The sequence below is a fragment of the Streptomyces sp. PL-25 genome (genome assembly GCF_058344915.1).
The window spans coordinates 921,580-946,272 of sequence record NZ_CP136997.1; the positions used below are offsets into that span (position 1 = coordinate 921,580).

The window sequence follows — 24,693 nt, forward strand, 5'->3', positions numbered from 1 at the left end:
ATCGCCATCACTGTGCAGCGGACCTTCCCGGCGACACCGTCCGACTTCTCCGAACTCGCCCGTTGCTGCGCCGTGTTCCTGCCCGCGGACCCGGCGCGCTCCGGCCGGGTCGCCTTCTGGCGTCCCGACGGCTCGGCTCCCCCGGCCCCCGCGCGGGCATCCGTGACCGAGCTGACGGTCGTCGTCGCTCGCGACGGCGGGGTCGCTCCGGTGACCGTGCCCGCCGTCGTGCTTCCCCTGCGCTCGGCGCTGCCGGTGCTCACGCACGCGCGTGCCGATGGCCCGGGGCACCGCGCCGCCGCCTTCTGGGGCGCGGCGGCCGTACTGGGCCTCCACTTCACGGCGCGCGGCCTGCTGCTGCCGGGGCTGTCGGCGACCGACCACGACGCCTGGCGCGCGGCGCCCCTCCTGGGCGAGGACGCGGAGCGGGTCGGCGCACTGGCCGCCGCGATGCCGCCCGAGGCGCACGCCGTACCGCTCGACGTGCCCGGACCGCCGCGGCTGCCCGACCCCGGGCGTCTGCTGCGCGCCTTCCTGGACGCGGTCGCCGACACGCTGCCCCGGTCGCCCGCCGCGCCCCTGGTCACGGCCGGGCCTGCCTACGCGGCACAGGAGCCGCAGCACCTCCCGGAGCAGCGGGCGTGGGCCGCCGAGGTCGCGGCGGGCCACGACGCGGGTCTGCGGATCTCGTTGCGGGTCGAGGTGACGGGGCTGGAGTCCGCCGACGGTGACGGCCCGGACCCCCGGTTCCGCGCGGTGCTCCAGGTGCACAGTGTGAGCGGTCCCGCCCGGGTCTCCGACGCCGCGGAGGTCTGGGCCGGATCGGGCGGCCCGGCCGAGGCGTTCGGTCCCCGTGCGCGGACGGACGTCCTGCTCGCCCTGCGCCGGGCGGCCCGGTCCTGGCCCGCGCTGACACCACTGCTGTCGGCAGCCGTGCCGGACGCCGTCGAACTCGCCGACGAGGAGATCGCCGAACTGCTCGGGGAGGGCACCCGTGCGCTCGCCGCCGCCGGGGTCGAGGTGCACTGGCCGGCGGCGACGGCCCGCGGGCTGACCTCCGGGGCGACCCTCGGGCCGCCGGACGGCGCGGGCGGCACCGCGGGTCCCGCGCCGGGTCCCGGCGCGACGCTGTCCGCCGACGCGCTGCTCGCCTTCGACTGGTGGTTCGCGCTGGGCGGTCAGCGGCTCACCCGCGCGGAGCTCGACCGTCTGGCGGAGGCGAACCGGCCCCTGGTGCGGTTGCGCGGCCAGTGGGTGCTGGTCGACCCCGACGAACTGCGCCGCGCCCGGGGACGGCAGGACCGGAAGGTCACCGCCGTGCAGGCGCTGGGCGCCGCCCTGACGGGCTCCGCCGAGGTCGACGGCCACCGGGTCGAGGTGCGGCCCACGGGATGGCTGGCGGCCCTGCGGGACCTCCTCACGGGACCGCAGGCACAGGAACCGGTGGGGCAGCCGGCCGCGCTCGCCGCCCGGCTGCGCGACTACCAGGCGCGCGGTCTGGGCTGGCTGGTGCGGATGACGTCGTCGGGGCTCGGCTGCTGTCTGGCCGACGACATGGGACTCGGCAAGACGGTCACCCTGATCGCGCTGCACCTGCACCGGCAGCAGGATCCGGCGACCGGCGGCCCCACCCTGGTGATCTGTCCGACGTCGCTCATGGGCAACTGGCAGCGGGAGATCGAGAGGTTCGCGCCCGGTACGCCGGTGCGCCGCTTCCACGGCGCGCGGCGCGACCTGGCCGGCCTCGCCGACGGCGAGATCGTGCTGACCACGTACGGGACGATGCGCCTGGACGCGCCGCGGCTGTCCGAGGTGCCCTGGGACATGGTCGTGGCGGACGAGGCGCAGCACGTGAAGAACCCGTACTCGGCCACGGCCCGGCAGTTGCGGGCCATCGGGGCACGCGCGCGCGTGGCGCTCACCGGCACCCCCGTGGAGAACAACCTGTCCGAGCTGTGGGCGATCCTCGACTGGGCGACCCCGGGCCTGCTGGGCGGCCTCGGCGCCTTCCGCACGCGCTACGCGCAGGCCGTCGAGAGCGGCCGGGACCCGGCCGCCGCCGAGCGCCTCGCGCGGCTCGTCGGGCCGTTCCTGCTGCGGCGCCGCAAGTCCGACCCGGGGATCGCGCCCGAGCTGCCGCCCAAGACGGAGACCGATCACGCCGTCTCCCTCACCGCGGAGCAGATCGGGCTCTACGAGGCCCTGGTGCGCGAGACGCTCGCCGGGATCTCCGCCGCGGACGGCATGGCCCGGCGCGGGCTGGTCGTGAAGCTGCTGACCGGCCTGAAGCAGATCTGCAACCATCCCGCGCAGTTCCTCAAGGAGGACCGGCCGAGGATCCCCGGACGGTCCGGGAAGCTCGAACTGCTGGACGAACTGCTCGACACCGTCCTCGCGGAGGAGGCGGCGGTGCTGGTCTTCACCCAGTACGTGCGGATGGGGCGGCTGCTCGAGCGGCATCTCGCGGCCCGCGGGGTGCGGTCGCAGTTCCTGCACGGCGGCACCCCTGTCGCGGAGCGTGAGGCACAGGTTCGGCGCTTCCAGGACGGTGAGGTGCCGGTGTTCCTGCTGTCGTTGAAGGCCGCGGGCACCGGACTGAACCTCACGCGCGCGGAGCACGTCGTGCACTACGACCGCTGGTGGAACCCCGCGGTGGAGGCGCAGGCCACCGACCGGGCGTACCGCATCGGCCAGAGCCGGCCCGTGCAGGTGCACCGGCTGATCGCCGAAGGCACGGTGGAGGACCGTATCGCCGCGCTGCTGCACCGCAAGCGTGATCTCGCCGACGCGGTCCTCGGGTCGGGCGAGGCCGCGTTCACCGAACTGACCGACGCCGAACTGGCCGCGCTGGTCGAGCTGAGAGGAGAGGTCCGATGAACGAGCACGCGAGCGACACGGAGCGGATCTTCGAGGCGCTGCCCCCGGCCCAGGGGCGGGGTTTCGCCCGGACGTGGTGGGGCCATGCCTGGCTGAAGGCGCTGGAGGACACCGCGCTGGAGGCCCAGCAGGTGCGTACGGGACGGCGCCTGGCCCGCGCGGGAGCGGTGGGCGCCGTGTCGGTGCGTCCGGGCCGGATCACGGCGGTGGTGCACGACCGGGACCGTACGGCGCACCGGGCGGACGTCCTGCTGGAGCCGCTCTCCGACGACGGGTGGGCTCGCTTCCTCGATGTGGCCGTGGAGCGTTCGGGGCACCTCGCGGCCCTGCTCGACCGCGATCTGCCGCCCGAACTGGTCGAGGATGCCGCGGCCGTCGGCATCGAACTCCTGCCGGGCATCGGTGACCTGGAGCCCCGGTGCGACTGCGGGGCCTGGGACCACTGCGGACACACGGCGGCACTGTGCCACCTGGTGGCGCGGCTGCTGGACGAGGACCCCCTCGTGCTGCTGCTGATGCGCGGCCGGGACGAGCGGACCCTGTTCGGTGAACTGCACGCCCGGGACGCCGCGGAGGCCGGCGAACAGCCGCCGCCGGACGGTGTGGACGCGGCGGAGGCGTACGCCCGCGGGGCCGCCCTGCCACCGCTGCCGCCGCTGCCCGCACCGCCGGCGGGGCCGGGTCTGCCACCGTCGCTCGGCACCGAGACGGTTCCGGCGCCCGGGGTCGATCCGGCCGCGCTGGAATTCCTGGCCGCGCGCACCGCCGCCAGGGCCCACAGGTGGCTCAGTGGGGCGGGCGACGGCGTCTCCCTGGGGTGGGCGGACGAGTTCGGCCTGACCGTCGGGCTGGACGCCGTACGCCTCGCCGAGGGCGCCTGCGAAGGCACCGGCGCCGCGGGCGGTCCCGGTGATCGCGCCCTCCTGGACCGGCTGGCCAAGGGCTCGGGGCGCAGCAGGGCCCAACTCGCGCGTGCCGTGCGGGCGTGGCGGACGGGCGGCGCCGCCGGTGTGGCCGTGCTGGAGGAGGAGTGGGCCGTCGACGGCGAGGCACAGGCACGCGCGCGTGCCGCCCTCGCGGCGGCCTGGGAGGAGGACCGGCCGTCCCTGCGGGGCACGGGGAACCGCTGGACCGTCGTCGGCACGGGCCACCAGATCCGGCTGGGCCGGGACGGCCGTTGGTGGCCCTTCCGCAAGGAGCACGGCCACTGGGCACCGGCGGGCGGTCCCGCCCAGGACCCCGCGACCGCGCTCGCCACGGCGAAGGGCTGGGACGGCACGGAGGGCGCCGCGGCGGGTGCCTCGGGGGCCGGACCGGGGCACGAGGGCGTCTGAGGTTCCCGGACACGCCTCGACCCGCCTCAGCCCGCCTGGAAGCGCCTGAGAGCGCCTGGGCAGGCGCGTGCCCGGCCGGGCGGCGGCTGACACACCGGGCCCGGCAGGGCGGAGGACCGGCAGGGCGGAGGACCGGAAGGGCGGAGGGCCGGACCGCGGCGGGCCGGACCGCGACGGACCGGCCCCGATCCGGCGGACGTGATCCGACCCGACCAGTCCAGAACGAACCAAACCAGACAGGACCGGGGTGGATCCGGGTGGACCGGGGTGGACCGGGGTGAGCCGCGCCCGGTCAGTCAGCGGCAAGGTGCCACCCTCGCACCCGACACGCCGACCGCACCGACCGCACCGACCGCACCGACCGCACCGACCGCACCGAGAAAAGTCCCAGGTCGACCGCCCGCCGACGCCTCCTGTTCACGCCTCCGTAGCCCTCCGTTGTGCGTGGCGTCCAACCCTGACCGCTGTCAGCACACTTGGTTCTCAGGAGGCTCGATGTCCTCGCACGTCCCCGGTCGGCGCCGTGTCCGGCGCACTCTCGCAGCGGGGCTTCCGCTCGCCCTGCTCGCCGGGCTAGCGGCAGCCGGCACGGCCACGGCCGCCGTCGGCCACGACCGGGGCGGGAAGGCCCCTTCCCGCGACGCGCGCGTCGTCGGCACGGCCACGCTCGGGGACATACCGCTCGGCGCGTTCAGCAACCGGCTGCTGCCGGGCACCGTGGACGACGACCGGGGCGTGAACCTGGGCGGCATCGGCAGCGACATCTACCCGGCGGGCCGCAAGGGCGAGTTCTGGACGGTCACCGACCGTGGGCCGAACGGCCAGATCAAGGTGTCCGGCAAGAAGCGCCGTACGTTCCCGGTGCCCGGCTTCGACCCGGCGATCGTGAAGATCAAGGTGTCGGGCGGCGCGGTGCGGGTGCTGGACGCCATCCCCCTGACGACCTCCTCGGGCAAGCCCGTCACCGGCCTGTCCAACCAGGAGGGACGCGACGAGGCCCCGTACTCCTACGACGCGCGGACCCCACTGCCGTACAACCCGAACGGACTGGACACCGAGGGCATCGTCCGGGCGGCGGACGGCTCCTTCTGGCTCGCGGACGAGTACGGCCCGTCGCTGGTCCACGTCTCCGCGCGCGGGAAGGTGCTCACCCGGTACGTGCCCAAGGGGCTGCGTCTCACCGGCGCCGACTACCGGGTGGTGGAGGCGCTGCCGTCCGTGCTGCTGCACCGGAAGGTCAACCGCGGGTTCGAGGGGCTCGCGCTGCTGCCGGGCGGTGACCTGGTGATGGCTGTGCAGAGCCCGCTGTCGCTGCCCGACGCCGACTCCGGGGACGCCTCGCGCACCACCCGACTGCTGCGCTTCTCGCCCCGCAAGCAGGCGGTCACCGCCGAGTACGCGTATCGCTTCGACCCGGTGGGCGTCGTCGACCCCGGCGAGGACGACACCTCCGAGCTGAAGATCTCCTCCGTCGTCGCGGTGGGCCGTGACCGGCTGCTGGTGGAGGAGCGCACCGACAGGGCGGCACGGCTGCACCTGGTGCGGCTGGACCGCCGGGCGGACATCCTCGGCGGCCGGTGGGACGACGACACCACCTCGCCGTCGCTGGAGCAGCTCGACGATCCCGCGGCGGCCGGTGTGCCGGTGCTCGCCAAGCGGCTCGTGGTCGACCTGGGCAAGGTCGCCGGGGTGCCGGGGAAGATCGAGGGCATCGCGCGCGTGGACGACCGGACGCTCGCCCTGATCAACGACAACGACTTCGGGATGACGGACGGCCCGGACGCGTTCGACGCGCAGGGGCGGCTGGTGGACAGCGGCATCAAGACCACGGTGACCTACGTGCGGCTGCCGCACGGCATCTGATAACGCGTCATCGGAAGGGGCGGCACGCGCGCGTGCCGCCCCTTGCGCGTCACGGACTCAGCCGCGGGCGCCGAGCAGGTGGTCCATGGCGAGCTGGTCGAGGTGTTCGAAGGCCATGCCGCGGGCCGCGGCGGCGTCGGTGTCGAACTCCTCGTAGGCCGAACGGTCGGCCAGCAGCGACTGGAGACCGTCGGCCGCGGTGGGCTGCGTGAGTTGGTCGAGACGGGCGGCGCGCAGGGCCTCCTGGACGTCCGGGTCGGCGCGGAAGGCAGCGGCGCGCTCCTTCAGGATGAGGTAGTTGCGCATACAGCCGGCCGCGGAGGCCCACACGCCGTCCAGGTCCTCGGTGCGCGGCGGCTTGAAGTCGAAGTGGCGCGGACCGTCGTAGCCGGCGCTCTCCAGCAGGTCGACGAGCCAGAACGCGGCACGCAGATCACCGGCGCCGAAGCGGAGGTCCTGGTCGTACTTGATGCCGGACTGGCCGTTGAGGTCGATGTGGAAGAGCTTGCCCGCCCACAGGGCCTGTGCGATGCCGTGCGGGAAGTTCAGTCCGGCCATCTGCTCGTGGCCGACCTCGGGGTTCACGCCGTACAGCTCGGGGCGCTCCAGGCGCTCGATGAAGGCGAGGGCATGGCCGACGGTGGGCAGCAGGATGTCGCCGCGCGGCTCGTTCGGCTTGGGCTCGATCGCGAAGCGCAGGTCGTAGCCCTGGTCGGTGACGTACTCGCCGAGCAGGTCGAATGCCTCCTTCATGCGGTCCAGGGCGGCCCGTACGTCCTTCGCGGCGCCCGACTCGGCGCCTTCCCGGCCGCCCCAGGCGACGTAGGTGCGTGCGCCCAGTTCCGCCGCGAGGTCGATGTTCCGGATGGTCTTGCGCAGCGCGTAGCGGCGCACGTCGCGGTCGTTGGCGGTGAAGGCGCCGTCCTTGAAGACGGGGTGCGTGAAGAGGTTGGTGGTGGCCATCGGGACCGTCATGCCGGTCGCGTCCAGTGCCTGGCGGAACCGCTTGACGTGGGTGTCGCGCTCGGCGTCGGAGGAGCCGAAGGGGATCAGGTCGTCGTCGTGGAAGGTCACGCCGTGGGCACCGAGCCCGGCCAGGCGCCGGACCGTCTCGGCCGGGTCGAGGGCGCGGCGGGTGGCGTCGCCGAACGGGTCCCGTCCCTGCCAGCCGACGGTCCACAGCCCGAACGTGAACCGGTCCTCGGGGGTGGGCTGGTAGTTCATGCCGCGGCTCCTTGCTCGCTTGCGACTATTTCGTCATGGCGATTTACAAATTAGTATGCCGACGCGTCCCTGGGAAGGGACGAGGGGGCGCCGACCGGCGCGAAGCCCGGGTCACGCACCCCGGCGCTCCAGGAGAACCGCACGTCACAGCCCCGTGAACCGCGAGGAAGAGGAGAGCCGATGTCAGCAGCCGAGGGTCCGCTCGTCGTCGGTGTGGACTCGTCCACCCAGTCCACCAAGGTGCTCGTCGTCGACGCGGCCACCGGCCGGGTCGTGGCGAGCGGGCAGGCGCCGCACACCGTCTCCACCGGCGAGGGCCGGGAGAGCGACCCCCGCCAGTGGTGGGACGCGCTGCGCGCTGCACTGCACCGGTGCGGGACCGCGGCGCGCGAGGCGTCCGCCGTGTCGGTCGGCGGCCAGCAGCACGGGCTCGTCACGCTGGACGCGCACGGCGATCCCGTACGGCCGGCCCTGCTGTGGAACGACGTGCGCTCGGCGCCGCAGGCCCGCCGCCTCGTGGCGGAGCTGGGCGGTCCCGAGGCGTGGGCGCGGCGCACGGGCAGCGTGCCGGGCGCCTCCTTCACGGTCACCAAGTGGGCCTGGCTCGCCGAGCACGAACCGGAGGCGGCCTGTTCGGTGGCGTCGGTGCGCCTGCCGCACGATTATCTGACCGAACGTCTGACCGGCGAGGGCACCACCGACCGGGGCGACGCCTCGGGCACCGGCTGGTGGGCGTCCGCCACCGAGGCGTACGACGAGGACGTCCTCGGCCGGATCGGTCTCGACCCGGCGCTGCTGCCCCGGGTGGTGCGGCCCGGCGAGGTGGCCGGGACGGTCCGCGACATCCACGACCTGCCGTTCTCCAAGGGCACCCTGGTGGCGGCCGGCACCGGTGACAACGCCGCCGCGGCGCTCGGCCTCGGGTTGCTTCCGGGCACCCCGGTGCTCAGCCTCGGCACGTCGGGCACGGTGTACGCGGTCTCCGAGCACCGTCCGGCCGACCCGTCCGGCACGGTGGCGGGCTTCGCCGACGCGCGCGGCGACTGGCTGCCGCTGGCCTGCACCCTCAACTGCACGCTCGCCGTCGACCGGATCGCCGCACTCCTCGGTGTCGACCGGGAGGCCGTCGAACCGGGCACCGGCGTCACCCTGCTCCCCTACCTCGACGGCGAGCGCACCCCGAACCTGCCGAACGCCTCCGGCCTGCTGCACGGACTGCGCCACGACACGACCGCGGGACAACTGCTCCAGGCCGCCTACGACGGCGCTGTGCACGCCCTGCTCGGCGCGCTGGACCGGGTCCTCGACCAGGACGCCGACCGCACCGCTCCCCTGGTGCTGATCGGCGGCGGGGCCCGCGGCACGGCCTGGCAGCAGACCGTGCGGCGGCTGTCGGGGCGGCCGGTGCGGATCCCCGAGGCCGGGGAACTGGTCGCGCTGGGCGCCGCCGCCCAGGCCGCGGGACTGCTGACCGGCGAGGACCCGGCCGCGGTCGCCCGCCGCTGGCGGACTGCCGACGGGCCCGTGCTCGATCCGGTGGAGCGGGACGAGACGACGCTGACCAGGATCTCCGGGGTACTCTCCGACGCGGCCCCGCTGCTGGAGCGGGGCGCGCGGGAGCACTGACGAGACCGGCGCGGCCCAGCGGACACCGACCGTCGGCCCACCGCCGCAGGACACCGACCGAGGACGACCCAGGCATGACCGCACCGCTGAACGAGCCCCGCCCGACCGGTCCTGGCCGCCCGCAGCCCGACACCCAGCAGGGCATGCGCCGCCGCAACCTCGCCCGCGTCCTGCACACCGTCAGCGCCGAGGGTCCGCTGTCGCGGGCAGCCGTCGCCTCGCGCATCGGACTCACCCGGGCAGCGGTGTCGACGCTGGTCGACGAGCTCGTCCGCTCCGGCCTCCTGGAGGAACTGGGGCCCGAGCGGCCCGGCCGGGTGGGCCGCCCGGGGTCGGCGCTCGCGGTCAGCGGCCGGGGCCCGGCGGGGATCGGCGCCGAGGTCGGCGTCGACCACCTCGCGGCCTGTGCGGTCGACCTGCGCGGCACGGTCCGGGCGCGGGCGGTGCGACACGGCACGAACCGCGGCCGGGCCCCGGAACCGGTGGCGGCGGACCTCGGCGCGCTGATATCCGAGGTCGTCGCCGAGGCGCGGGACCAGGGGCTGTGGCCGGCGGGGCTCGCCGTCGCCGTGCCCGGCCTGGTCGCCCGCGACGGCCGTACGGTCGTCCGGGCCCCCAACCTCGACTGGCACGACACCGACCTCGGCGCCCTGCTGCCCGGCGCGTGCCCCCTGACCGTGGACAACGAGGCGAACTTCGGCGCCCTGGCCGAACTCTGGCTCGGCCGGGACACGCCGCCGGACTTCCTGCACGTGTCCGCGGAGATCGGCATCGGCGCCGCGGTGGTGGTCGACGGACGGCTGCTGCGCGGCACCCGCGGTTTCGCCGGTGAGCTGGGGCACGTCCCGGTCGAGCCGGAGGGCCCCGCCTGCCCGTGCGGCGGACGCGGCTGCCTGGAGCAGTACGCCGGTGAGGAGGCCGTGCTGCGGGCCGCCGGGCTGGAGGCGGGCGAGGGCCGGGTCGGACTGCTCGCGACTCGTGCCGCCGCCGGGGACGCGCGGGTGCGGGGGGCACTGCGGGACGCCGGCCGGGCGCTGGGCGTCGCGCTGACCGGCGCGGTCAATCTGCTCGACCCCGAGACCGTCGTGCTCGGCGGCGCGCTGGCCGGGCTCGCGCCCTGGCTGCTGCCCTCGCTCGAGGCCGAACTGGACCGGCGCACCGCGGGCCCCGCCTGCCCGGTGTCCGTCTCGTCCTTCGGCCCCGAGGGACCGCTGCTGGGCGCCGCGCACTCGGTGGTGCGTGCCGTCCTCGACGACCCGTCAGCCGTGGCCGAACACGTCTGAAACCCGCTGCACTTCACTCGTCCGGGTGGCCGAGTTCTCCACAACGCGCCGCGCGTCCACGGATCCCTGCCGCGCCCTTCTGTCCAACCCGGCGGCGCCGTACCGTGATTCACGCGAGACGCCGTCCGCCGGCCCTGCGGCCCACGACGACGGCCCGCGCCCACCCGGTCGATCCCCGCACCGCCGGGGCGGGCGACACCGACCGGACACGCCGCCCGGCTCCGCACCCAGCGACCGGCCGTGCGCGAGACTCACCGCCACCGACACCCGTCCTCGCCCCCGCCCCCGCCCCCACATCTACGCGCATCCCGACCGCCGGCATCTACGCGCATCCCGCCGACAGACACCCGCACCACCGGCACGCACCCTCGGCACGCACCCCCGCCGGCGACACGCTTCCCCACCTCGCATCCCCCACGAGAAGCGAGGCCCCCCACACACGAGACCCCCACACACGAGAAAGGTCGTCGCCCATGGACCGGGCAGGATCCCAGCCCAGCCGACGGCGCATCCTGCGGGGTGCCGCAGCGCTCGCCGCCGTCCCCACCGCCTTACTGCTCCCCGCCTCCCCCGCAGCCGCGCGCCCCCGTCCGCTGAGCGCCGGGTATCCACCCACCGAGTGGCTGCCGGCCTCCTCCTCCAACTACACGGCGTCCGACCGGCCCACCAGCTACTCCTTCGACCGGGTGATCATCCACGTCACCCAGGAGACGTACGCCAACACCCTCGCCATCTTCCAGAACCCGCAGAAGAAGGTGTCGGCGCATTACCTCGTCCGCTCCGCCGACGGCCATGTGGCGCAGTGCGTCCGCGAGGCGGACATCGCCTGGCACGCGGGCAACTGGGACTACAACACGCACAGCATCGGCATCGAGCACGAAGGGTGGGTGGACCAGCCCGCGTACTTCACCGACGCGCTGTACGAACAGTCGGCGCGCCTCACCGCGGCCATCTGCGACCGGCACCAGATCCCCAAGGACCGCTCGCACATCATCGGGCACTACGAGGTGCCGGGCACGGACCACACCGATCCGGGACCGCACTGGGACTGGGTCCGCTATCTGAGAATGGTCAACTTCATGTGACGGCGGTGGGGCGCCCCACCGGGCGCCCGCCACACACCGCACCGCCCGCCGCCCACACGCGCACCACCCACCCGCGCACCACCCACCCGCGCGCCACGCACCCGCACACCTGCCCGCCGCACACCTGCACGCCGCACGCCGTGGACCGAGCGCTGCGCGTGCGGCGGGCTCCCGGGCGGAGCACGCTGGAAGCCCGCACCGTGGGCACGGGCCCGGCGCGCGGCGGAGGCGGACGGACCGGCCGGCCGAAGGAGGTCCCAGTGGCGTACGGCGATCCCGGACGGCCCACGGACGAGATCTCGGCCGCCATGCTGGAGGCGCTCTTCACCCGCTCACCGGTCGGACTGCACCTGCTGGACCCGGATCTGCGCGTGGTGCGGCTGAGCACCGCGGCGACCGGGATGCGGAAGACCTCTCCGGACGACCTGGTGGGCAGGCCGGTCCGCGACGTCTACCGCATGGTCGAGGACAACGACCTGGAGACCGCGCTGCGCGAGGTGCTGGAGACCGGTCAGCCCCTGTGGCAGCGGCTCGTGCAGGCGTGCGTCCGGGCGGAGCCGCCGGAGGAGCGCTGCTTCGAGGCCACCGCCATGCGGCTGGAGGGCGACGACGGGCGGGTGCTGGGCCTCGCGGTGACCGCGCTTGACGTCACCGAGCGGGAGCGGGGGCGCTCCCGCGCCAGGGTCCTCGACGCGGTACGGCGACAGGTGGGGCGCACCCTCGACCCGATGGTGACCGGTGAGGAACTGGTGGAGGCCCTGGTTCCGGAGTTCGCGGACATCGCGGTGGTGGAGGTGGTGGACTCGGTGGTCCGCGGCGACGAGCCGCCGCCGGCTCCGCTGCCGCCGGGTACGCCGTTGATGCGCACCGCGTTCCGCAGCGGCCGCACGCATCCGCCGCAGGCGCACCCGGTCGGTGACGTACGACGGCTGCCGGGGCCCACGCCCTTCACCCAGGCGCTGACCGATCTGCGTCCTCGGGTGGTGCCGCTGCGCCCGCGGGCGCCGTGGATGCCCGCCGACCCGCCGCGGGCGGACGCCATGCACTCCTCGGACTCCCACACGCTGCTGGTGGTGCCGCTGGCGCTGCGCGATGCGGCGCTCGGGCTGGTCAGCCTGTACCGCACGGACGAGTCGCCGCCGTTCGACGCGGGCGACCGGCAGCTCGCGGTCGAACTGGCGGCGCACGCGGCCCTGTGCGTCGACAACGCACGGCGCTTCATCCGGGAGCACACCGTCGCCGCGACGGTGCACCGTCAGCTGCTCCCCCGCCGCCCCGAGTCCCACGCGTCGCTGGAGACCGCCTATCTGTCGCTCACCGGTGCCGACCCCGGCGCCTGGTACGACACGATCGCCCTGTCCGGCGGGCGGACCGCGCTGGTCGTCGGGGACGTGTCCGGGTGGGGTCTGAACGCGGCGGCCACCATGGGTCAGCTGCGCACGGTCCTCAGGTCCCTGTCGGCGTTCGACCTCTCCGCCGACGAACTGCTGGCCCGCCTGCACGACACGGCGGCGCAGCTCGCGTTCGAGCGGGCGAACCTGCCGCTGGGCGATCCGCTGCGCCGGGAGGCGCTGACCGCCGACTGCGTGTACGCCGTCCACGACCCGCTGACCGGGACCTGCGTGGCGGCGGCGGCCGGTGATCTGGCCCCGGTGGTGATCCGTCCCGACCACAGCGTGGACGTCCCCGATGTTCCCGCCGGGCCGCCGCTGGGCATGGCGGAGGACGCGCCGTTCGCGACCGTCGAGTTCGAGGTGCCCGCCGGGAGCGTGCTGGTGTTCACCAGCGACCCGCGGGTCACCGCCTATCTCGCGGACTCCTCCCGGGCGCTGCGCTCGGCGCCGGACTACGCGGACCGGCCGCTCCAGGAGCTGTGCGACGCCGTCGTCTACGCGCTGCCGAAGGACCTGGCGGCGGGCGACGCCGCGGTGATCGTGGCACGCACCCGGTCCCTGCCGCCCGACGCCTTCGCCTGCTGGCGGCTCGACGACGACAGCGCAGCCGTCGGAACGGCCCGCGCCCTCGCGGGTGAACAGCTCGACGCGTGGGGCGTGGACGACGAGACCGCCTACAACACCCAGCTCATCGTGAGCGAACTCGTCACCAACGCCGTGCTGTACGGAGACCCGCCGCTCGAACTCCGCCTGATCCACGACCGTACGCTCACCTGCGAGGTGAGCGACGCCGGCCGGGCCGCCCCGCATCTGCGGCACGCGCGCTCCGCCGACGAGGGCGGGCGTGGGCTGTTCATCGCCGCCCGGCTCGCCCAGGCCTGGGGGGTCCGCTACACGGCGACGGGCAAGACGGTGTGGACCGAGCAGTCCGTGGCGGACGCCCCCTGACGCCGACTTGCCGCCGACTTGTCCGCGCCCCCGGACCGCAGGACCGACACCGGGCCGACCGCGGACCGTACCCCGCCCCCGGCACCCTGCCGAAGCCCAACCGAAGCACGGCCAAACCCTGACCGAGCATGCACCGAGCCAGGACCTGGATCGGACCTGGATCGGACCGGGGCCGGACCAGGACCTGCCCGACTCGGCCCTCTCCCGGGGCGGTTCGCTAGGCTGGCCGGGTCCGTCCGCGTACGGCACCTCGCGCGTCCGCGGAGACCATTGATCACCGGAGCCGCCCGATGCAGGTCCGCCGTGTCGTCCCCAACGTCCGTTCCGAAGCCCTGGAGGAGAGCGCGGACTTCTACGGGCTGCTCGGCTTCGAGGAGGTCATGGACCACGGGTGGATCAGGACCCTGGCCTCCACCGTGAACCCGGCCGCGCAGATCAGTTTCATGGGTGAGGACCGGACGGCGCCGGTCGCACCCGATCTGAGCGTGGAGGTCGACGACGTCGACGCCGCCTATGCCGTGCTGCGCGAACGCGGCGCGGAGATCGTGCATCCGCTGACCGACGAGGAGTGGGGTGTACGCCGCTTCTTCGTCCGCGATCCCAACGGCCGGGTCGTCAACGTCCTCGGGCACCGCTGAGGACTGCCCTCCCCCCGGCCCTTCCCCGCACCGGTCCAGGCGCAACCGGCGGGAGGCGTGCGGCCGAAGACACCCGAAGGAGTGCGTTTTCCCCTCTGTTCCCGCGTCGTCGGCGTCCGGGTACCTCCTGAGACACCGGCTTCTGCTGCACTGCCCTGTGTCCGTACCGAGTTGACGACACATCAGGGGGCACGGTGGGCACAGCGGGACCTGTGGCGGCGCGGCGCGCCGGGCGGTTCACCACGGCACTGGCCGTTCTCCTCGCCGGCGGCGCGCTGGCGGGCACGGCCCTGGTGGGAGCGGCGGCGCCGGCCAGCGGCGCGCCCGGCGCCGAGCAGATCGCACCGGGGGTGGAGTACCGCGAGTTCGACCTCGCCGCGGCGCACGGCACGGTGCGGGTGCATGTGATCGGCGTCGATCTGGACGACAAGGACGTGCGCGTCGGCCTGTTGCACCCGGACGCCGTGGCGGCGCGGGGCACCGTGTCCCGGCTGGCCACCGCACAGGGGGCGCTCGCCGGGGTCAACGGGGACTTCTTCGACATCACCGAGACCCAGCACCCCGGCGTCGCGGCGACCGGCGCTTCGGTCGGTCCGGAGATCGCGGACAGGCGCGCGCTCAAGGCCGCCGTACCGCGCGGCCAGCGCTTCGGCCCGGCTCTGCCGCCCGGTACGACCACCGAGGACGTGCTCGGCGTGGGCACCGACCGCAGGGCGCGCCTCGACCGGCTGGCCCTGTCCGGGACGGTGACCACGCCCGAGGGGCAGGTGAAGCTCGGCGGCTTCAACCAGTACGCGCTGCCGGTCGGTTCGGTCGGTGCCTACACCTCCGACTGGGGCTCCGTCTCCCGGGCCCGGACGGTCTGCGGCACGGACACCGAACGCGGCGCGCCGTGCAGCAAGGACACCTACGAGGTGACGGTCCGGGACGGCAGGGTGACCCGGACGGCCGGCGCTCCCGGCAGCGGCGCCGTCCCGGACGGCACCACGGTGCTGGTGGGCCGGGAGGCGGGAGCGCAGCGGCTGCGCGCGCTCTCCGTGGGCGAGGCGGTGCGGGTCGAGCACCGGGTGACGGCGGCCTCCGGAGTGCCGTACGCCTTCGCGGTGGGCGGTTTCCCGGTGCTGCGCGGCGGCGCGGCGGTGTCCGGGCTCGACGGGGCGACGGCGGCCGTGCGCACCGCCGTGGGCATCGCGGACGGCGGGCACCGGCTGCTGCTCCTGGCGCTGGACGGGGCGTCCGCGTACCGGAGCGGGCTGACCCTCGCCGAGGTGGCCGCCGCCCTGCGCGACCTGGGGGCGAGCGACGGCTTCAATCTGGACGGCGGCGGCTCCAGCACGCTGGTCGCCCGGGAGCCCGGCGCCACGAAGGTGACGGTGCGCAACCATCCGAGCGACGGCGCCGAACGGGCGGTCGCCAACGGGGTCGGGGTGTTCTCCGGCGCGTGACCCGTCCTTCGGGCAGGCAGCGCGGGGCGCGGACCCCCACCGTGTCAGGGCCGCAGGCTGCTGACGATCTCGGCGGTGGCCGCCAGCCCCTCGTGGATGGTGGGCGCCATGCTGGAGCCGGCCAGGAAGAAGCCGAGCATGCCGCAGACCAGGGCATGGGAGCACTTCAGGGCGCCGTTGCGCACGAAGATGATCGCCAGGATCGCGAGCAGCAGCACCACCGAGATGGAAATGGCCATCGTCAACCTCCTCCGCCACGCCCACTTCGCGGCTTTCGGCCGCAAGTGTGGCGTAGCGGAGGGTTCGACCGGGCGGCTGACGTGTCCGCCGAACGTGTGGTTCTGCCGGTGGCCGCGCGAGCGGTCCTACGGCCTGGCCGGGCGTCCGCCGCGGCCCTCGTGGGCGTGGGCGTCGAGGAAGGCTTCGAGACCGGCGAGGTCGTCGGTGTTGAGGTGGTCGACGCCCGCGGCGAGCAGTTCGCTCCACAGGGCGTCGCGGGCGGGTCCGGGAGCGTCGGGTGTGGCCCAGAACCGCACCCGCTGCCCGTGGGCGTGGGCACGGGCGACGATGCCGCGCAGCGTGCGGCGCTCGGCGGCCGGGAAGGGGCCGGTGCCCTGCCAGGTGAAGAGCGACGTCCAGTCCTCGCTGATCAGCGGGGCGAAGGAGGCGGGCGCGGGACCGCCGAGATCGGTGAGCCGTCCGTCGTAGAAGGCCCGGCGCACCGTCTGGGCCTCCATCGGGCCGCGGGCCGCGCGGTCGCCGGAGATCACGGCGGTGACCGGGCCGGGGCGGACGCGTCCGTGGGCGCAGCTGGTGAACAGGTGCCGGTAGCGGGTCAGACGGCGGTCGAGTTCCCGGTAGGTGGCGGCGCCCTCCGTCTTGATGTCGACGAGGAGCTGGAGCGGCCGGGCGGCTGCGCCTGGGTAGACGGAGCCGTGGTGGGAGCGGACGCGGGCGCCCAGCGGGTCGAGGTAGAGGGTTTCGAGGGTGCGCCGGGGGTCGAGGTCGGCCGGGTCGTGGGCGACCAGGAGCTGTCCGCCGACGAGGTAGATGTCGGCCTCGACGCTGCCGAAGCGGTGGTCGAGGGCGTCCAGGAGGGGGCGCGGGTGCTCGTAGTCGTTGTGCGCGTGGGCGCGCCACAGCGGGCGCGGGCCGGGCCGCCGGTCACCGGCGGCGGCCCGCGCGGCGGGCAGGGCGACGGTGCCCGCGAGGGCGGCACCGAGGGTGGTGAGGGCTCTGCGACGGGTGGTGAGGGCCATGCTCTGCCTCCCTTGAGGGGCGTACGGGACCTCAAGGGAGTATGCGCGGCGCACAGGCCCAACGGGCTCTCAGGCGAAGGGAGTTGGCCGGATGGTCCGCCCGTGTTCACCGGCGGCCCGGACCGGTGGTCCGCCGACGGCCGGGACCGGTGGTCCGCCGGCGGCCCGGACCGGTGGTCCGCCGGCGGCCCGGACCGGTGGTCCGCCGGCGGCCCGGACCGGTGGTCCGCCGGCGGCCGGGACCGGTGGTCCGCCGGCGGCCGGGACCGGTGGTCCGCCGGCGGTCGGGACGGTGGACGGGCCAGGTGCAGCGGAGGTCCGGGCACGGGGGCGGACCTCCGCCGGTGCGGGTCAGCCGACGGGCGCGGGCGCGGCCGGTGGCGCCGGGAGGTCGACCAGCGCGGCCAGCGCCTCCCGGTGGACGCCCGCGGTGCCGTACGCGAGCGCGTCGGACTTGGCCCGTTTCAGATACAGGTGCACCGGGTGCTCCCAGGTCATGCCGATGCCGCCGTGCAGCTGCACCGCCTCCTCGGCGGCGTGCACGGCGACGGCGGCCGCGTAGGCCTGGGCGACGGCGACCGCCACGTCGGCGTCCTCGTCGCGGGCGAGCGCGTCGGCGGCGTTGCGTGCGGCGGCGCGGAGGTGGACGGTCTCCAGCCAGAGCCGGGCGAGCCGGTGCTTGAGGGCCTGGAAGCCGCCGACGGGCCGGTTGAACTGCTTGCGCTCCTTCAGGTAGGCCACGGTCTGTGTCAGCGTCCACTCGGCCAGGCCCAGTTGCTCGGAGGCGAGCAGCCCCGCCCCGGCGCGCAGGGCGCGGCGCACGGCGGGTTCCGCGTCACCGAGGCGACGGCCCGCGGCGCCGTCCAGGCGTACGCGGGCGAGCGGCCGGGTCAGGTCCAGGGGCACCTGCGGGACGACGGTCGCGGCGGCGGCGTCGACCGCGTACAGGCCGCCGTCGTCGGCGGGTACGAGCAGGACGTCGGCGACCGCCGCGTCGGCGACGGCGGTCAGCTCGCCGTGCAGGGTGCCGTTCTCGTGGCGTACGACGGCGTGGGGTGCGCCGGGGGCGGTGTGCAGGGCGACGGCCAGCACGCCGGTCGAGGCGGCCGTGGCCAGCGCGGTGACGAGGTCGTCCGCCCCGCAGGCCAGCAGCGCCTCGGTGGCGACCACCGCGCTGGTCAGGTAGGGCACGGGCGCGACCGCGCGGCCCAGTTCCTCCAGGACGACGGCGGCCTCGCGGTGCGTGGCGCCCTGGCCGCCGAGTTCCTCGGGCACCAGCAGCCCGGCCAGGCCCATGCCTGCGGCCAGGGTCTGCCACAGCGGTACGTCGTGCGGGGTGTCCGACTCCGTGCGCGCGAGCACGTCCGGCGCGGCGCAGTGGTCGGTGAGCAGGTCGCGGACGGCGGCCCGCAGCGCCTCTTCCTCCTCGGAGTACAGGAGGTCCGGCCCGGCGTGCGGGCGGGCCGCTCCGGCGGACAGGGGGTCCGGCTGGGTGCTCATCGGGCCAGGTCCTTCCAGGCGATGTCCTTGTCGGTACGCGGTTCGGCGGGCAGGCCGAGGACGCGCTCGGCGACGATGTTCAGCAGGATCTCGCTGGTCCCGCCCTCGATGCTGTTGCCCTTGGCACGCAGATAGCGGTATCCGGCGTCCCGGCCGGTGAAGTCGACGAGTTCGGGGCGGCGCATGGTCCAGTCGTCGTACAGGAGCCCTTCCTCGCCGCGCAGTTCGACCTCCAGGCCGCTGATGCGCTGGTTGAGGCCGGCGAAGGCGAGCTTCATGCCGGAGCCCTCGGGACCGGGCTGTCCGGCGGCGAGCTGCTGGCGCAGCCGCTCGCCGGTGAGCCGGGCGACCTCGGCCTCCACCCACAGGGTCAGCAGCCGCTGGTGCAGGTCGTGGGTGCGCAGCCCGGGGCGTTCGCGCCAGGTCCTGGCGACCGGGCCGATCATGCCGCCCTCGCGGGGCAGCCGCATCCCGCCGATGGAGACGCGCTCGTTCATCAGGGTGGTCCGCGCGACCCGCCAGCCGTCGCCGGCCTCACCGATGCGGTGGGCGTCGGGGATGCGGACGCCGGTCAGGAAGACCTCGTTGAACTCGGCCTCGCCGGTGAGCTGGCGCAGCGGCCTGACCTCTACCCCGGGGTCGGTCATGTCGCACAGGAAGTAGGTGATGCCCTGATGCTTGGGCAGCGCGGGGTCGGTGCGGGCGAGGAGGATGGCCCAGCGGGCGAGGTGGGCGCTGGAGGTCCACACCTTCTGGCCGTCGACGATCCAGTCCTCGCCGTCCCGGACGGCGCGGGTGCCGAGGGCGGCGAGGTCGGACCCGGCGCCCGGCTCGCTGAACAGCTGGCACCAGACCTCCTGTCCGGTCCACAGGGGCCGCAGGAAGCGCCGTTTCTGCTCGTCGGTGCCGTGGCGCAGGAGGGTCGGGGCGGCCATGCCGAGGCCGATGCCGATGCGGCGCGGGTCGTTGTCGGGGGCGCCCGCTGCCTCCAGTTCGGCGTCGACGACGGCCTGGAGGGTGCGGGGGGCGCCGAGTCCGCCGAGCCCTTCGGGGAAGTGCACCCAGGCCAGTCCGGCGTCGAAGCGTGCCTGGAGGAAGGCGAGCCGGTCCGTCGTGGCGGGCGGGTGGGCGGCGAGCAGTTCGCGGGCGCGGCGGCGCAGTCCGGCCGCGTCCAGGGCGACGGCGGTCATACGGCGGCCCCCTCGCCCCGCGCGGGCAGCACGGAGACGCGGCCGGTGGTGACACCGTCGGCGACCCGCTGCACCGCGTCCGCCGCGCCGCCCAGCGGCACCCGCTCGCTCACCAGCGGCTTGACCGCGCCGCGGGCGGCCAGTGCGGTGAGCTGCTCGTGGCAGTGCCGCACGAGCTGCGGGTTCTTCGTGTTGTACAGGCCCCAGTGCAGGCCGAGGATCGAGTAGTTCTTGACGAGGGCGTGGTTGAGCGCCGGGGCGGGGACGGTCCCGCCGGCGAAGCCGACGACCACGATCCGGCCCTCGAAGGCGACGGTCTTGGCGGACTGGGTGTACGCCTCGCCGCCGACCGGGTCGTAGACCACGTCGGCGCCCCGGCCGCCGGTGGCCTCCTTGACGGCGGCCACGACGTCCTCGGCGTGCCGGTCGACGACGACGTCGCAGCCCAGTTCCCGGGCCACGGCCGCCTTGGCGGGGCCGCCGACGACGCCGACGACGGTCGCACCGGCCGCCTTGCCGAGCTGCACGGCGGCACTGCCGACGCCGCCGGCCGCGGCGTGCACGAGCAGGGTCTCCCCCGCTTCGAGGCGTGCCCGGCGGTGCAGGCCGAACCAGCCCGTCTGGTAGCCGATGTGCAGGGCGGCGGCCTCGGCGTCGTCCAGCGCCTCGGGCGCGGGCAGCAGGGCTGCGGCGTCCGCGACGGCGTACTCGGCGAAACCGCCGTGGGGCAGGGCCGGGTTGGCGATGACCCTGCGGCCGTCCTCGGTCTCGCCGCAGATCTCCACTCCGGGAGTGAAGGGCAGCGGCGGCCGCACCTGGTACTGGCCGCGGCACAGCAGGGCGTCCGGGAAGTTGACATTGGCGGCGCGCACCGCGAGGAGGACCTGACCGGCGCCGGGCACGGGCCGTTCGGTCTCCTCCAGACGCATCACCTTGCTCGGTTCGCCGTTCTCGTGCACTCGCCATGCCTGCATGCGCCCGCCTCCGCGAAACTGCGTCGTCCGATCGGTGACGGCATACTAAGCGGTCGCTTGCCGCGAGGGGAACTCCAGGGAGCACTCGCTCCGAGGGGAACTCCGGACCACCCGGAGTACTCGCGGTACAGGCAGCCTCAGTCGCCCTCCTCGCGCCCGCCGCGCCGCGTGGACCGCGTCGGCCGCGCCCGTACGTGCATCCGCTCGCCCTGCGGTCCGAACAGGCTCAGGAACTCCACCGGCCCCTCCCCCGTCGATCCGAACCAGTGCGGCACGCGCGTGTCGAACTCCGCGGCCTCGCCCGCCGAGAGCACCACGTCGTGCTCGCCCAGCACGATCCGCAGCTTCCCGGAGAGCACGTACAGCCACTCGTAGCCCTCGTGGGTGCGCGGGTCCGGGTCCTGTTTGCGCCGTGGTTCGAGCACCTTGTACGCCTGGAGGCCGCCGGTCTGCCGGGTGAGCGGCCAGTGGGTGCGGCCGCCGCGCACGATGGGTCTGGCCCGCACCCGGGGATCCCCGACCGGCGGGGCGCCGACCAGCTCGTCGAGCGGCACCTGATGGGCCTGCGCGATCGGCAGCAGCAGCTCCAGGCTGGGCTTGCGCAGCCCTGACTCCAGCCGCGAGAGGGTACTGACGGAGATGCCGGTGGTCTCCGACAGGCCCGCGAGGGTCACCTCCCGCTCCTTGCGGATCCGCCGCAGCCTCGGTCCCACACCCGCCAGTACGTCGTCCGTCGCGCCCGTACCGCCCATCGCGTCCGTCGTGTCCCTCGCCATACCCGCCATTGCAGAATCAGCAAAGCCATTTGTCAATCCCGCACGCTTGGAGCGACCGTCGCGAGGAAAGGCGCGACGAGAGGGAGATGGTCACCATGACCGAGCCGGAGCAGACGACCGAAAGCGAGCCGCGCGGCGGGCATGACGGGCCCGACGGACACGAGGGACGCGACCGGTACGAGGTGGTCGTCGTCGGCGGCGGCGCGGCCGGGCTCTCCGCCGCACTGGTCCTCGGCCGGGCCCGGCGCCGTACGCTCGTCGTCGACGCGGGCGAGCCGCGCAACGCGCCCGCCGCCCACATGCAGGGCTACCTGTCGCGGGACGGCATGCCGCCCGCCGAGTTCCTGGCCGCCGGCCGCGAGGAGATCGCGCGGTACGGGGTCGGACTGGTCCGGGACCGGGCGGTGCGCGCCGTACGGGACACCGCGGGCGAGTTCGACGTGACCCTGGCGGGCGGACGCACCGTCCACGCCCGGCACCTGGTCGTCGCCACCGGACTGAAGGACGAGCTGCCCGACGTTCCGGGGCTCGCCGAGCGGTTCGGCGACGACGTGCTGCACTGCCCGTACTGCCACGGCTGGGAGGTGCGCGACCGGGCCTTCGGCGTGCTCGCGACGACCCCGCTGGGCGTGCACCAGGCGCTCATGGTCAGCCAGTGGTCCGGGGACGTGACGCTGTTCCTGCACCGGCTCGGCGAGGACGAGCTGTCCGACACCGACCTGCGCCGGCTGGCGGCGGCCGGAGTGCGCGTCGTGCCGGGCGAGGTGGCGGGGCTCGTCACCGAGGCCGGCCGGCTGAGCGGTGTCCGGCTCGCCGACGGGAGCGTCCACGCCCGTGAGGTCCTCTTCGTCGCCCCGCGCGCGGTGCCCGGCAACGATCTCCTGCGGCAACTGGGCGCCGAGCTGGGCGACACACCGTTCGGCGCCTACCCCGTGATCGACCAGCGGGGACTGACGACCGTCCCGGGCCTGTGGGCCGCGGGCAACGCGAGCGGCTTCGCCGAGCAGGTGGTCAACGCGGCGAGCCGGGGCTACCGCGCCGGTGCGGCCATCAACGGCGACCTGCTCTTCGCCGACCTGGACGCGGCGCTCGCGGCCCAGCCGGAGCGGGAGTCGGAACCGGCGTAGCACGCGCGGCGGCGGCCGGCCGGATGCGCAGGTGTGGAGCGGCCCCCTGCGGTGCACCATGACTGCATGTTGCTCGCCCGGCTGGCTCAGGTGTCACGGGAGGTGGCCGCCGCCTCGGCGCGGTCGCGCAAGACCGCTCTGCTCGCGGAGCTGTTCCGGGAGGCGGCGGCCGAGGACGTGCCGGTCGTCATCCCGTATCTGGCGGGCAGACTGCCCCAGGGGCGGCTGGGCGTCGGCTGGAAGGTGCTCGGCCGCCCGGTGCCGCCGGCCGCCGAGCCCTCCCTGACCGTGCGCGAGGTGGACGCCCGGCTGACGGACCTGGGCGAGGTCTCCGGTCCGGGTGCGCAGGCCGAGCGGGCCCGGATCGTCGGCGCGCTGCTGGCCGCGGCGACCGAGGACGAGCAGCGCTTCCTGCTGGGGCTGCTGACCGGCGAGGTCCGCCAGGGCGCGCTGGACGCGGTCGCGGTCGAGGGGCTCGCCGCGGCGACCGGCGCCCCGGCGGCGGACGTGCGGCGGGCGGTGATGCTGGCCGGATCCCTCCGGACGGTGGCCGCCGCCCTGCTCGCCGACGGCCCGCCCGCGCTGGAGCGGTTCCGGCTCACCGTGGGCCGACCGGTGCTGCCGATGCTGGCGCACAGCGCCTCCTCGGTGGCGGAGGCGGTGGCGAAGCTGGGCGCGTGCGCCGTGGAGGAGAAACTGGACGGCATCCGGGTCCAGGTGCACCGGGACGGCCGGACCGTACGGATCCACACCCGCACCCTGGACGACATCACCGACCGGCTGCCCGAGGTGCACGCGGCGGCGCTGGCGCTGCCGGGCGAGCGGTTCGTGCTGGACGGCGAGGTGATCTCCTTCACCGCCGAGGGCCGGCCGCGCTCCTTCCAGGAGACGGCCGGACGCGTCGGCTCCCGGCTGGACGTGGCCACCGCCGCGGCCGCGGTCCCCGTCGCACCGGTCTTCTTCGACGCGCTGTCGGTCGGCGACCGCGACCTGCTCGACCTGCCGTTCGCCGAGCGGCACGCCGAGCTGGCCCGGCTGGTGCCGGAGCCGATGCGGGTCAGGCGCACCCTCGTCGCGGGCGAGGAGGACGTGCCGCGGGCCGAGGAGTTCCTGGCGCGGACCCTGGAGCGCGGCCACGAGGGCGTGGTCGTCAAGGGGCTCGACGCCCCCTACAGCGCGGGCCGGCGCGGCGCGTCCTGGCTGAAGGTCAAGCCCGTGCACACCCTGGACCTGGTGGTGCTGGGCGCCGAGTGGGGCCACGGCCGCCGCACCGGGCGGCTGTCCAACCTGCACCTGGGGGCGCGGACCGAGGACGGCGGCTTCGTGATGCTGGGCAAGACCTTCAAGGGCATGACCGACGCGCTGCTGGCCTGGCAGACCGAGCGGCTGCGGGAGCTGGCCGTGGAGGAGAGGAGCTGGGGCGTGCTGGTCCGCCCGGAACTGGTCGTGGAGATCGCCTACGACGGGCTCCAGCGGTCCACGCGCTATCCGGCGGGCGTCACCCTGCGCTTCGCCCGGGTGGTGCGCTACCGCGAGGACAAGCGCCCCGAGGAGGCCGACACCGTCGGGACGCTGCTGGCCGCGCACCCGGAGGTACGGCCGTGAGCGGCGGCCCGCGGCGGCGCTCCGGGCGCAGTGCCGGACTGCTGCTGTTCCGGCGCACCGGCCCCGGCGGCCTCGAAGTGCTGCTCGGCCACATGGGCGGCCCGTTCTGGTCCCGGCGCGAGCAGGGCGCGTGGACCGTGCCCAAGGGCGAGTACCAGGAGGACGAACCGGCCTGGCGGGCCGCCCGCCGCGAGTTCCGGGAGGAGCTGGGGCTCGCGCCGCCGGACGGTGAGGCGCTGCCGCTCGGCGAGGTGCGCCAGGCGGGCGGCAAGACGGTGACCGTGTGGGCGGTCGAGGGCGATCTCGACCCGGCGGCGATCGTCCCGGGCACCTTCGTGACCGAGTGGCCGCCGCGCTCCGGACGGACCCAGGAGTTCCCGGAGCTGGACCGGGTGGCCTGGTTCGGGCTCGACGCGGCCCGCGAGGTGATCGTCACCGCCCAGGCCGCGTTTCTCGACCGGCTGGCCGAGCACTCGCTCTGACGAGGGGCCCACGCGTTGCGGCGGGCGGCGCGGCGGGCGAAGGTCGAAGCACAGCCCGCTCCC

At 75.1% G+C, this 24,693-nt stretch carries 19 protein-coding genes; 12 read left to right on the forward strand and 7 right to left on the reverse strand.

The genetic code is table 11. The features are described from left to right. Positions 1-12: 12 nt before the first annotated feature. The 3 genes from R4Z62_RS04005 (at position 13) to R4Z62_RS04015 (ending at position 6,074) form a co-directional block, all read left to right on the forward strand. Positions 13-2,877 carry an SCO1167/SCO6262 family helicase gene (locus R4Z62_RS04005; protein WP_491519145.1) on the forward strand — a complete coding sequence of 955 codons (2,865 nt, stop codon included), beginning with the start codon at positions 13-15 and terminating at the stop codon, positions 2,875-2,877. Further along, positions 2,874-4,211: an SWIM zinc finger family protein gene (locus R4Z62_RS04010; protein ID WP_491519146.1), complete on the forward strand. Its 1,338-nt coding sequence runs from the start codon at positions 2,874-2,876 to the stop codon at positions 4,209-4,211. The genes R4Z62_RS04005 and R4Z62_RS04010 overlap by 4 nt, the downstream gene beginning before the upstream one ends. A 495-nt stretch (positions 4,212-4,706) precedes the next feature. Then, positions 4,707-6,074: an esterase-like activity of phytase family protein gene (locus R4Z62_RS04015; RefSeq protein WP_491519147.1), complete on the forward strand. Its 1,368-nt coding sequence runs from the start codon at positions 4,707-4,709 to the stop codon at positions 6,072-6,074. Positions 6,075-6,131: 57 nt separating this feature from the next. Here the strand turns inward: R4Z62_RS04015 and xylA are convergent, their stop codons facing one another. Continuing rightward, on the reverse strand, positions 6,132-7,298 hold the full coding sequence (gene xylA / locus R4Z62_RS04020; protein WP_064531433.1) for a xylose isomerase: 1,167 nt from the start codon (positions 7,296-7,298) through the stop codon (positions 6,132-6,134). A gap of 180 nt (positions 7,299-7,478) precedes the next feature. Here xylA and xylB point away from each other — a divergent pair, with 180 nt between their 5' ends. The 6 genes from xylB to R4Z62_RS04050 all read left to right on the forward strand — a co-directional run bounded on the left by xylB (position 7,479) and on the right by R4Z62_RS04050 (position 15,717). Then, on the forward strand, positions 7,479-8,924 hold the full coding sequence (gene xylB, locus R4Z62_RS04025; protein ID WP_491519148.1) for a xylulokinase: 1,446 nt from the start codon (positions 7,479-7,481) through the stop codon (positions 8,922-8,924). Between the two features lie 74 nt (positions 8,925-8,998). Continuing rightward, positions 8,999-10,207 (forward strand): ROK family protein, encoded by a 1,209-nt coding sequence (locus R4Z62_RS04030; RefSeq protein WP_491519149.1) that lies wholly within the window; start codon positions 8,999-9,001, stop codon positions 10,205-10,207. 473 nt (positions 10,208-10,680) lie between these two features. Then, positions 10,681-11,292 (forward strand): N-acetylmuramoyl-L-alanine amidase, encoded by a 612-nt coding sequence (locus R4Z62_RS04035; RefSeq protein WP_491519150.1) that lies wholly within the window; start codon positions 10,681-10,683, stop codon positions 11,290-11,292. A 260-nt stretch (positions 11,293-11,552) separates the two neighbouring features. Further along, positions 11,553-13,634 (forward strand): SpoIIE family protein phosphatase, encoded by a 2,082-nt coding sequence (locus R4Z62_RS04040; protein WP_491519151.1) that lies wholly within the window; start codon positions 11,553-11,555, stop codon positions 13,632-13,634. Positions 13,635-13,924: 290 nt separating this feature from the next. Beyond that, positions 13,925-14,272 (forward strand): VOC family protein, encoded by a 348-nt coding sequence (locus R4Z62_RS04045; protein ID WP_064531437.1) that lies wholly within the window; start codon positions 13,925-13,927, stop codon positions 14,270-14,272. Between the two features lie 212 nt (positions 14,273-14,484). Further along, complete coding sequence (locus R4Z62_RS04050; RefSeq protein ID WP_491519152.1) at positions 14,485-15,717, forward strand: phosphodiester glycosidase family protein; 1,233 nt, start codon at positions 14,485-14,487, stop codon at positions 15,715-15,717. Between the two features lie 44 nt (positions 15,718-15,761). On the opposite strand, the gene R4Z62_RS04055 is transcribed toward R4Z62_RS04050, so the two are convergent. The 6 genes from R4Z62_RS04055 to R4Z62_RS04080 form a co-directional block, all read right to left on the reverse strand. Continuing rightward, complete coding sequence (locus R4Z62_RS04055) at positions 15,762-15,956, reverse strand: hypothetical protein (protein ID WP_018571071.1); 195 nt, start codon at positions 15,954-15,956, stop codon at positions 15,762-15,764. A gap of 126 nt (positions 15,957-16,082) precedes the next feature. After that, positions 16,083-16,976: a phosphatidylinositol-specific phospholipase C/glycerophosphodiester phosphodiesterase family protein gene (locus tag R4Z62_RS04060; protein WP_385491620.1), complete on the reverse strand. Its 894-nt coding sequence runs from the start codon at positions 16,974-16,976 to the stop codon at positions 16,083-16,085. Positions 16,977-17,327: 351 nt separating this feature from the next. Next, entirely contained in the window at positions 17,328-18,476 is a 1,149-nt protein-coding gene (locus R4Z62_RS04065) for an acyl-CoA dehydrogenase family protein (RefSeq protein ID WP_491519153.1), read from the reverse strand. After that, a complete protein-coding gene (locus R4Z62_RS04070; protein WP_491519154.1) occupies positions 18,473-19,666 on the reverse strand; it encodes an acyl-CoA dehydrogenase family protein in 1,194 nt (397 codons plus the stop codon). Before R4Z62_RS04070 ends, R4Z62_RS04065 begins: the two co-directional genes overlap by 4 nt. Beyond that, positions 19,663-20,640 (reverse strand): NADPH:quinone oxidoreductase family protein, encoded by a 978-nt coding sequence (locus tag R4Z62_RS04075; protein WP_389474235.1) that lies wholly within the window; start codon positions 20,638-20,640, stop codon positions 19,663-19,665. The genes R4Z62_RS04070 and R4Z62_RS04075 overlap by 4 nt, the downstream gene beginning before the upstream one ends. 137 nt (positions 20,641-20,777) lie before the next feature. Beyond that, a complete protein-coding gene (locus R4Z62_RS04080; protein ID WP_491519155.1) occupies positions 20,778-21,416 on the reverse strand; it encodes a helix-turn-helix domain-containing protein in 639 nt (212 codons plus the stop codon). 86 nt (positions 21,417-21,502) lie between these two features. Here R4Z62_RS04080 and R4Z62_RS04085 point away from each other — a divergent pair, with 86 nt between their 5' ends. From R4Z62_RS04085 to R4Z62_RS04095, 3 genes are all read left to right on the forward strand, one after another. Continuing rightward, positions 21,503-22,543, forward strand: a complete 1,041-nt coding sequence (locus tag R4Z62_RS04085; RefSeq protein WP_491519156.1) for an NAD(P)/FAD-dependent oxidoreductase — start codon at positions 21,503-21,505, stop codon at positions 22,541-22,543. Positions 22,544-22,609: 66 nt separating this feature from the next. Continuing rightward, positions 22,610-24,148: an ATP-dependent DNA ligase gene (locus R4Z62_RS04090; protein WP_382843428.1), complete on the forward strand. Its 1,539-nt coding sequence runs from the start codon at positions 22,610-22,612 to the stop codon at positions 24,146-24,148. Then, positions 24,145-24,630 (forward strand): NUDIX hydrolase, encoded by a 486-nt coding sequence (locus R4Z62_RS04095; protein WP_064531444.1) that lies wholly within the window; start codon positions 24,145-24,147, stop codon positions 24,628-24,630. The genes R4Z62_RS04090 and R4Z62_RS04095 overlap by 4 nt, the downstream gene beginning before the upstream one ends. Positions 24,631-24,693: the final 63 nt, after the last annotated feature.

What these genes read in the sequence shown, in the direction of transcription:
- R4Z62_RS04045 (WP_064531437.1), top strand. Translation starts at nt 13,925, where the DNA reads ATGCAGGTCCGCCGTGTCGTCCCCAACGTCCGTTCCGAAGCCCTGGAG.
- xylA (WP_064531433.1), bottom strand. Translation starts at nt 7,298, where the DNA reads ATGAACTACCAGCCCACCCCCGAGGACCGGTTCACGTTCGGGCTGTGG.
- R4Z62_RS04070 (WP_491519154.1), bottom strand. Translation starts at nt 19,666, where the DNA reads ATGACCGCCGTCGCCCTGGACGCGGCCGGACTGCGCCGCCGCGCCCGC.
- R4Z62_RS04090 (WP_382843428.1), top strand. Translation starts at nt 22,610, where the DNA reads ATGTTGCTCGCCCGGCTGGCTCAGGTGTCACGGGAGGTGGCCGCCGCC.
- R4Z62_RS04085 (WP_491519156.1), top strand. Translation starts at nt 21,503, where the DNA reads ATGGTCACCATGACCGAGCCGGAGCAGACGACCGAAAGCGAGCCGCGC.
- R4Z62_RS04065 (WP_491519153.1), bottom strand. Translation starts at nt 18,476, where the DNA reads ATGAGCACCCAGCCGGACCCCCTGTCCGCCGGAGCGGCCCGCCCGCAC.
- xylB (WP_491519148.1), top strand. Translation starts at nt 7,479, where the DNA reads ATGTCAGCAGCCGAGGGTCCGCTCGTCGTCGGTGTGGACTCGTCCACC.
- R4Z62_RS04030 (WP_491519149.1), top strand. Translation starts at nt 8,999, where the DNA reads ATGACCGCACCGCTGAACGAGCCCCGCCCGACCGGTCCTGGCCGCCCG.
- R4Z62_RS04080 (WP_491519155.1), bottom strand. Translation starts at nt 21,416, where the DNA reads ATGGCGAGGGACACGACGGACGCGATGGGCGGTACGGGCGCGACGGAC.
- R4Z62_RS04060 (WP_385491620.1), bottom strand. Translation starts at nt 16,976, where the DNA reads ATGGCCCTCACCACCCGTCGCAGAGCCCTCACCACCCTCGGTGCCGCC.
- R4Z62_RS04055 (WP_018571071.1), bottom strand. Translation starts at nt 15,956, where the DNA reads ATGGCCATTTCCATCTCGGTGGTGCTGCTGCTCGCGATCCTGGCGATC.
- R4Z62_RS04010 (WP_491519146.1), top strand. Translation starts at nt 2,874, where the DNA reads ATGAACGAGCACGCGAGCGACACGGAGCGGATCTTCGAGGCGCTGCCC.
- R4Z62_RS04035 (WP_491519150.1), top strand. Translation starts at nt 10,681, where the DNA reads ATGGACCGGGCAGGATCCCAGCCCAGCCGACGGCGCATCCTGCGGGGT.
- R4Z62_RS04075 (WP_389474235.1), bottom strand. Translation starts at nt 20,640, where the DNA reads ATGCAGGCATGGCGAGTGCACGAGAACGGCGAACCGAGCAAGGTGATG.
- R4Z62_RS04015 (WP_491519147.1), top strand. Translation starts at nt 4,707, where the DNA reads ATGTCCTCGCACGTCCCCGGTCGGCGCCGTGTCCGGCGCACTCTCGCA.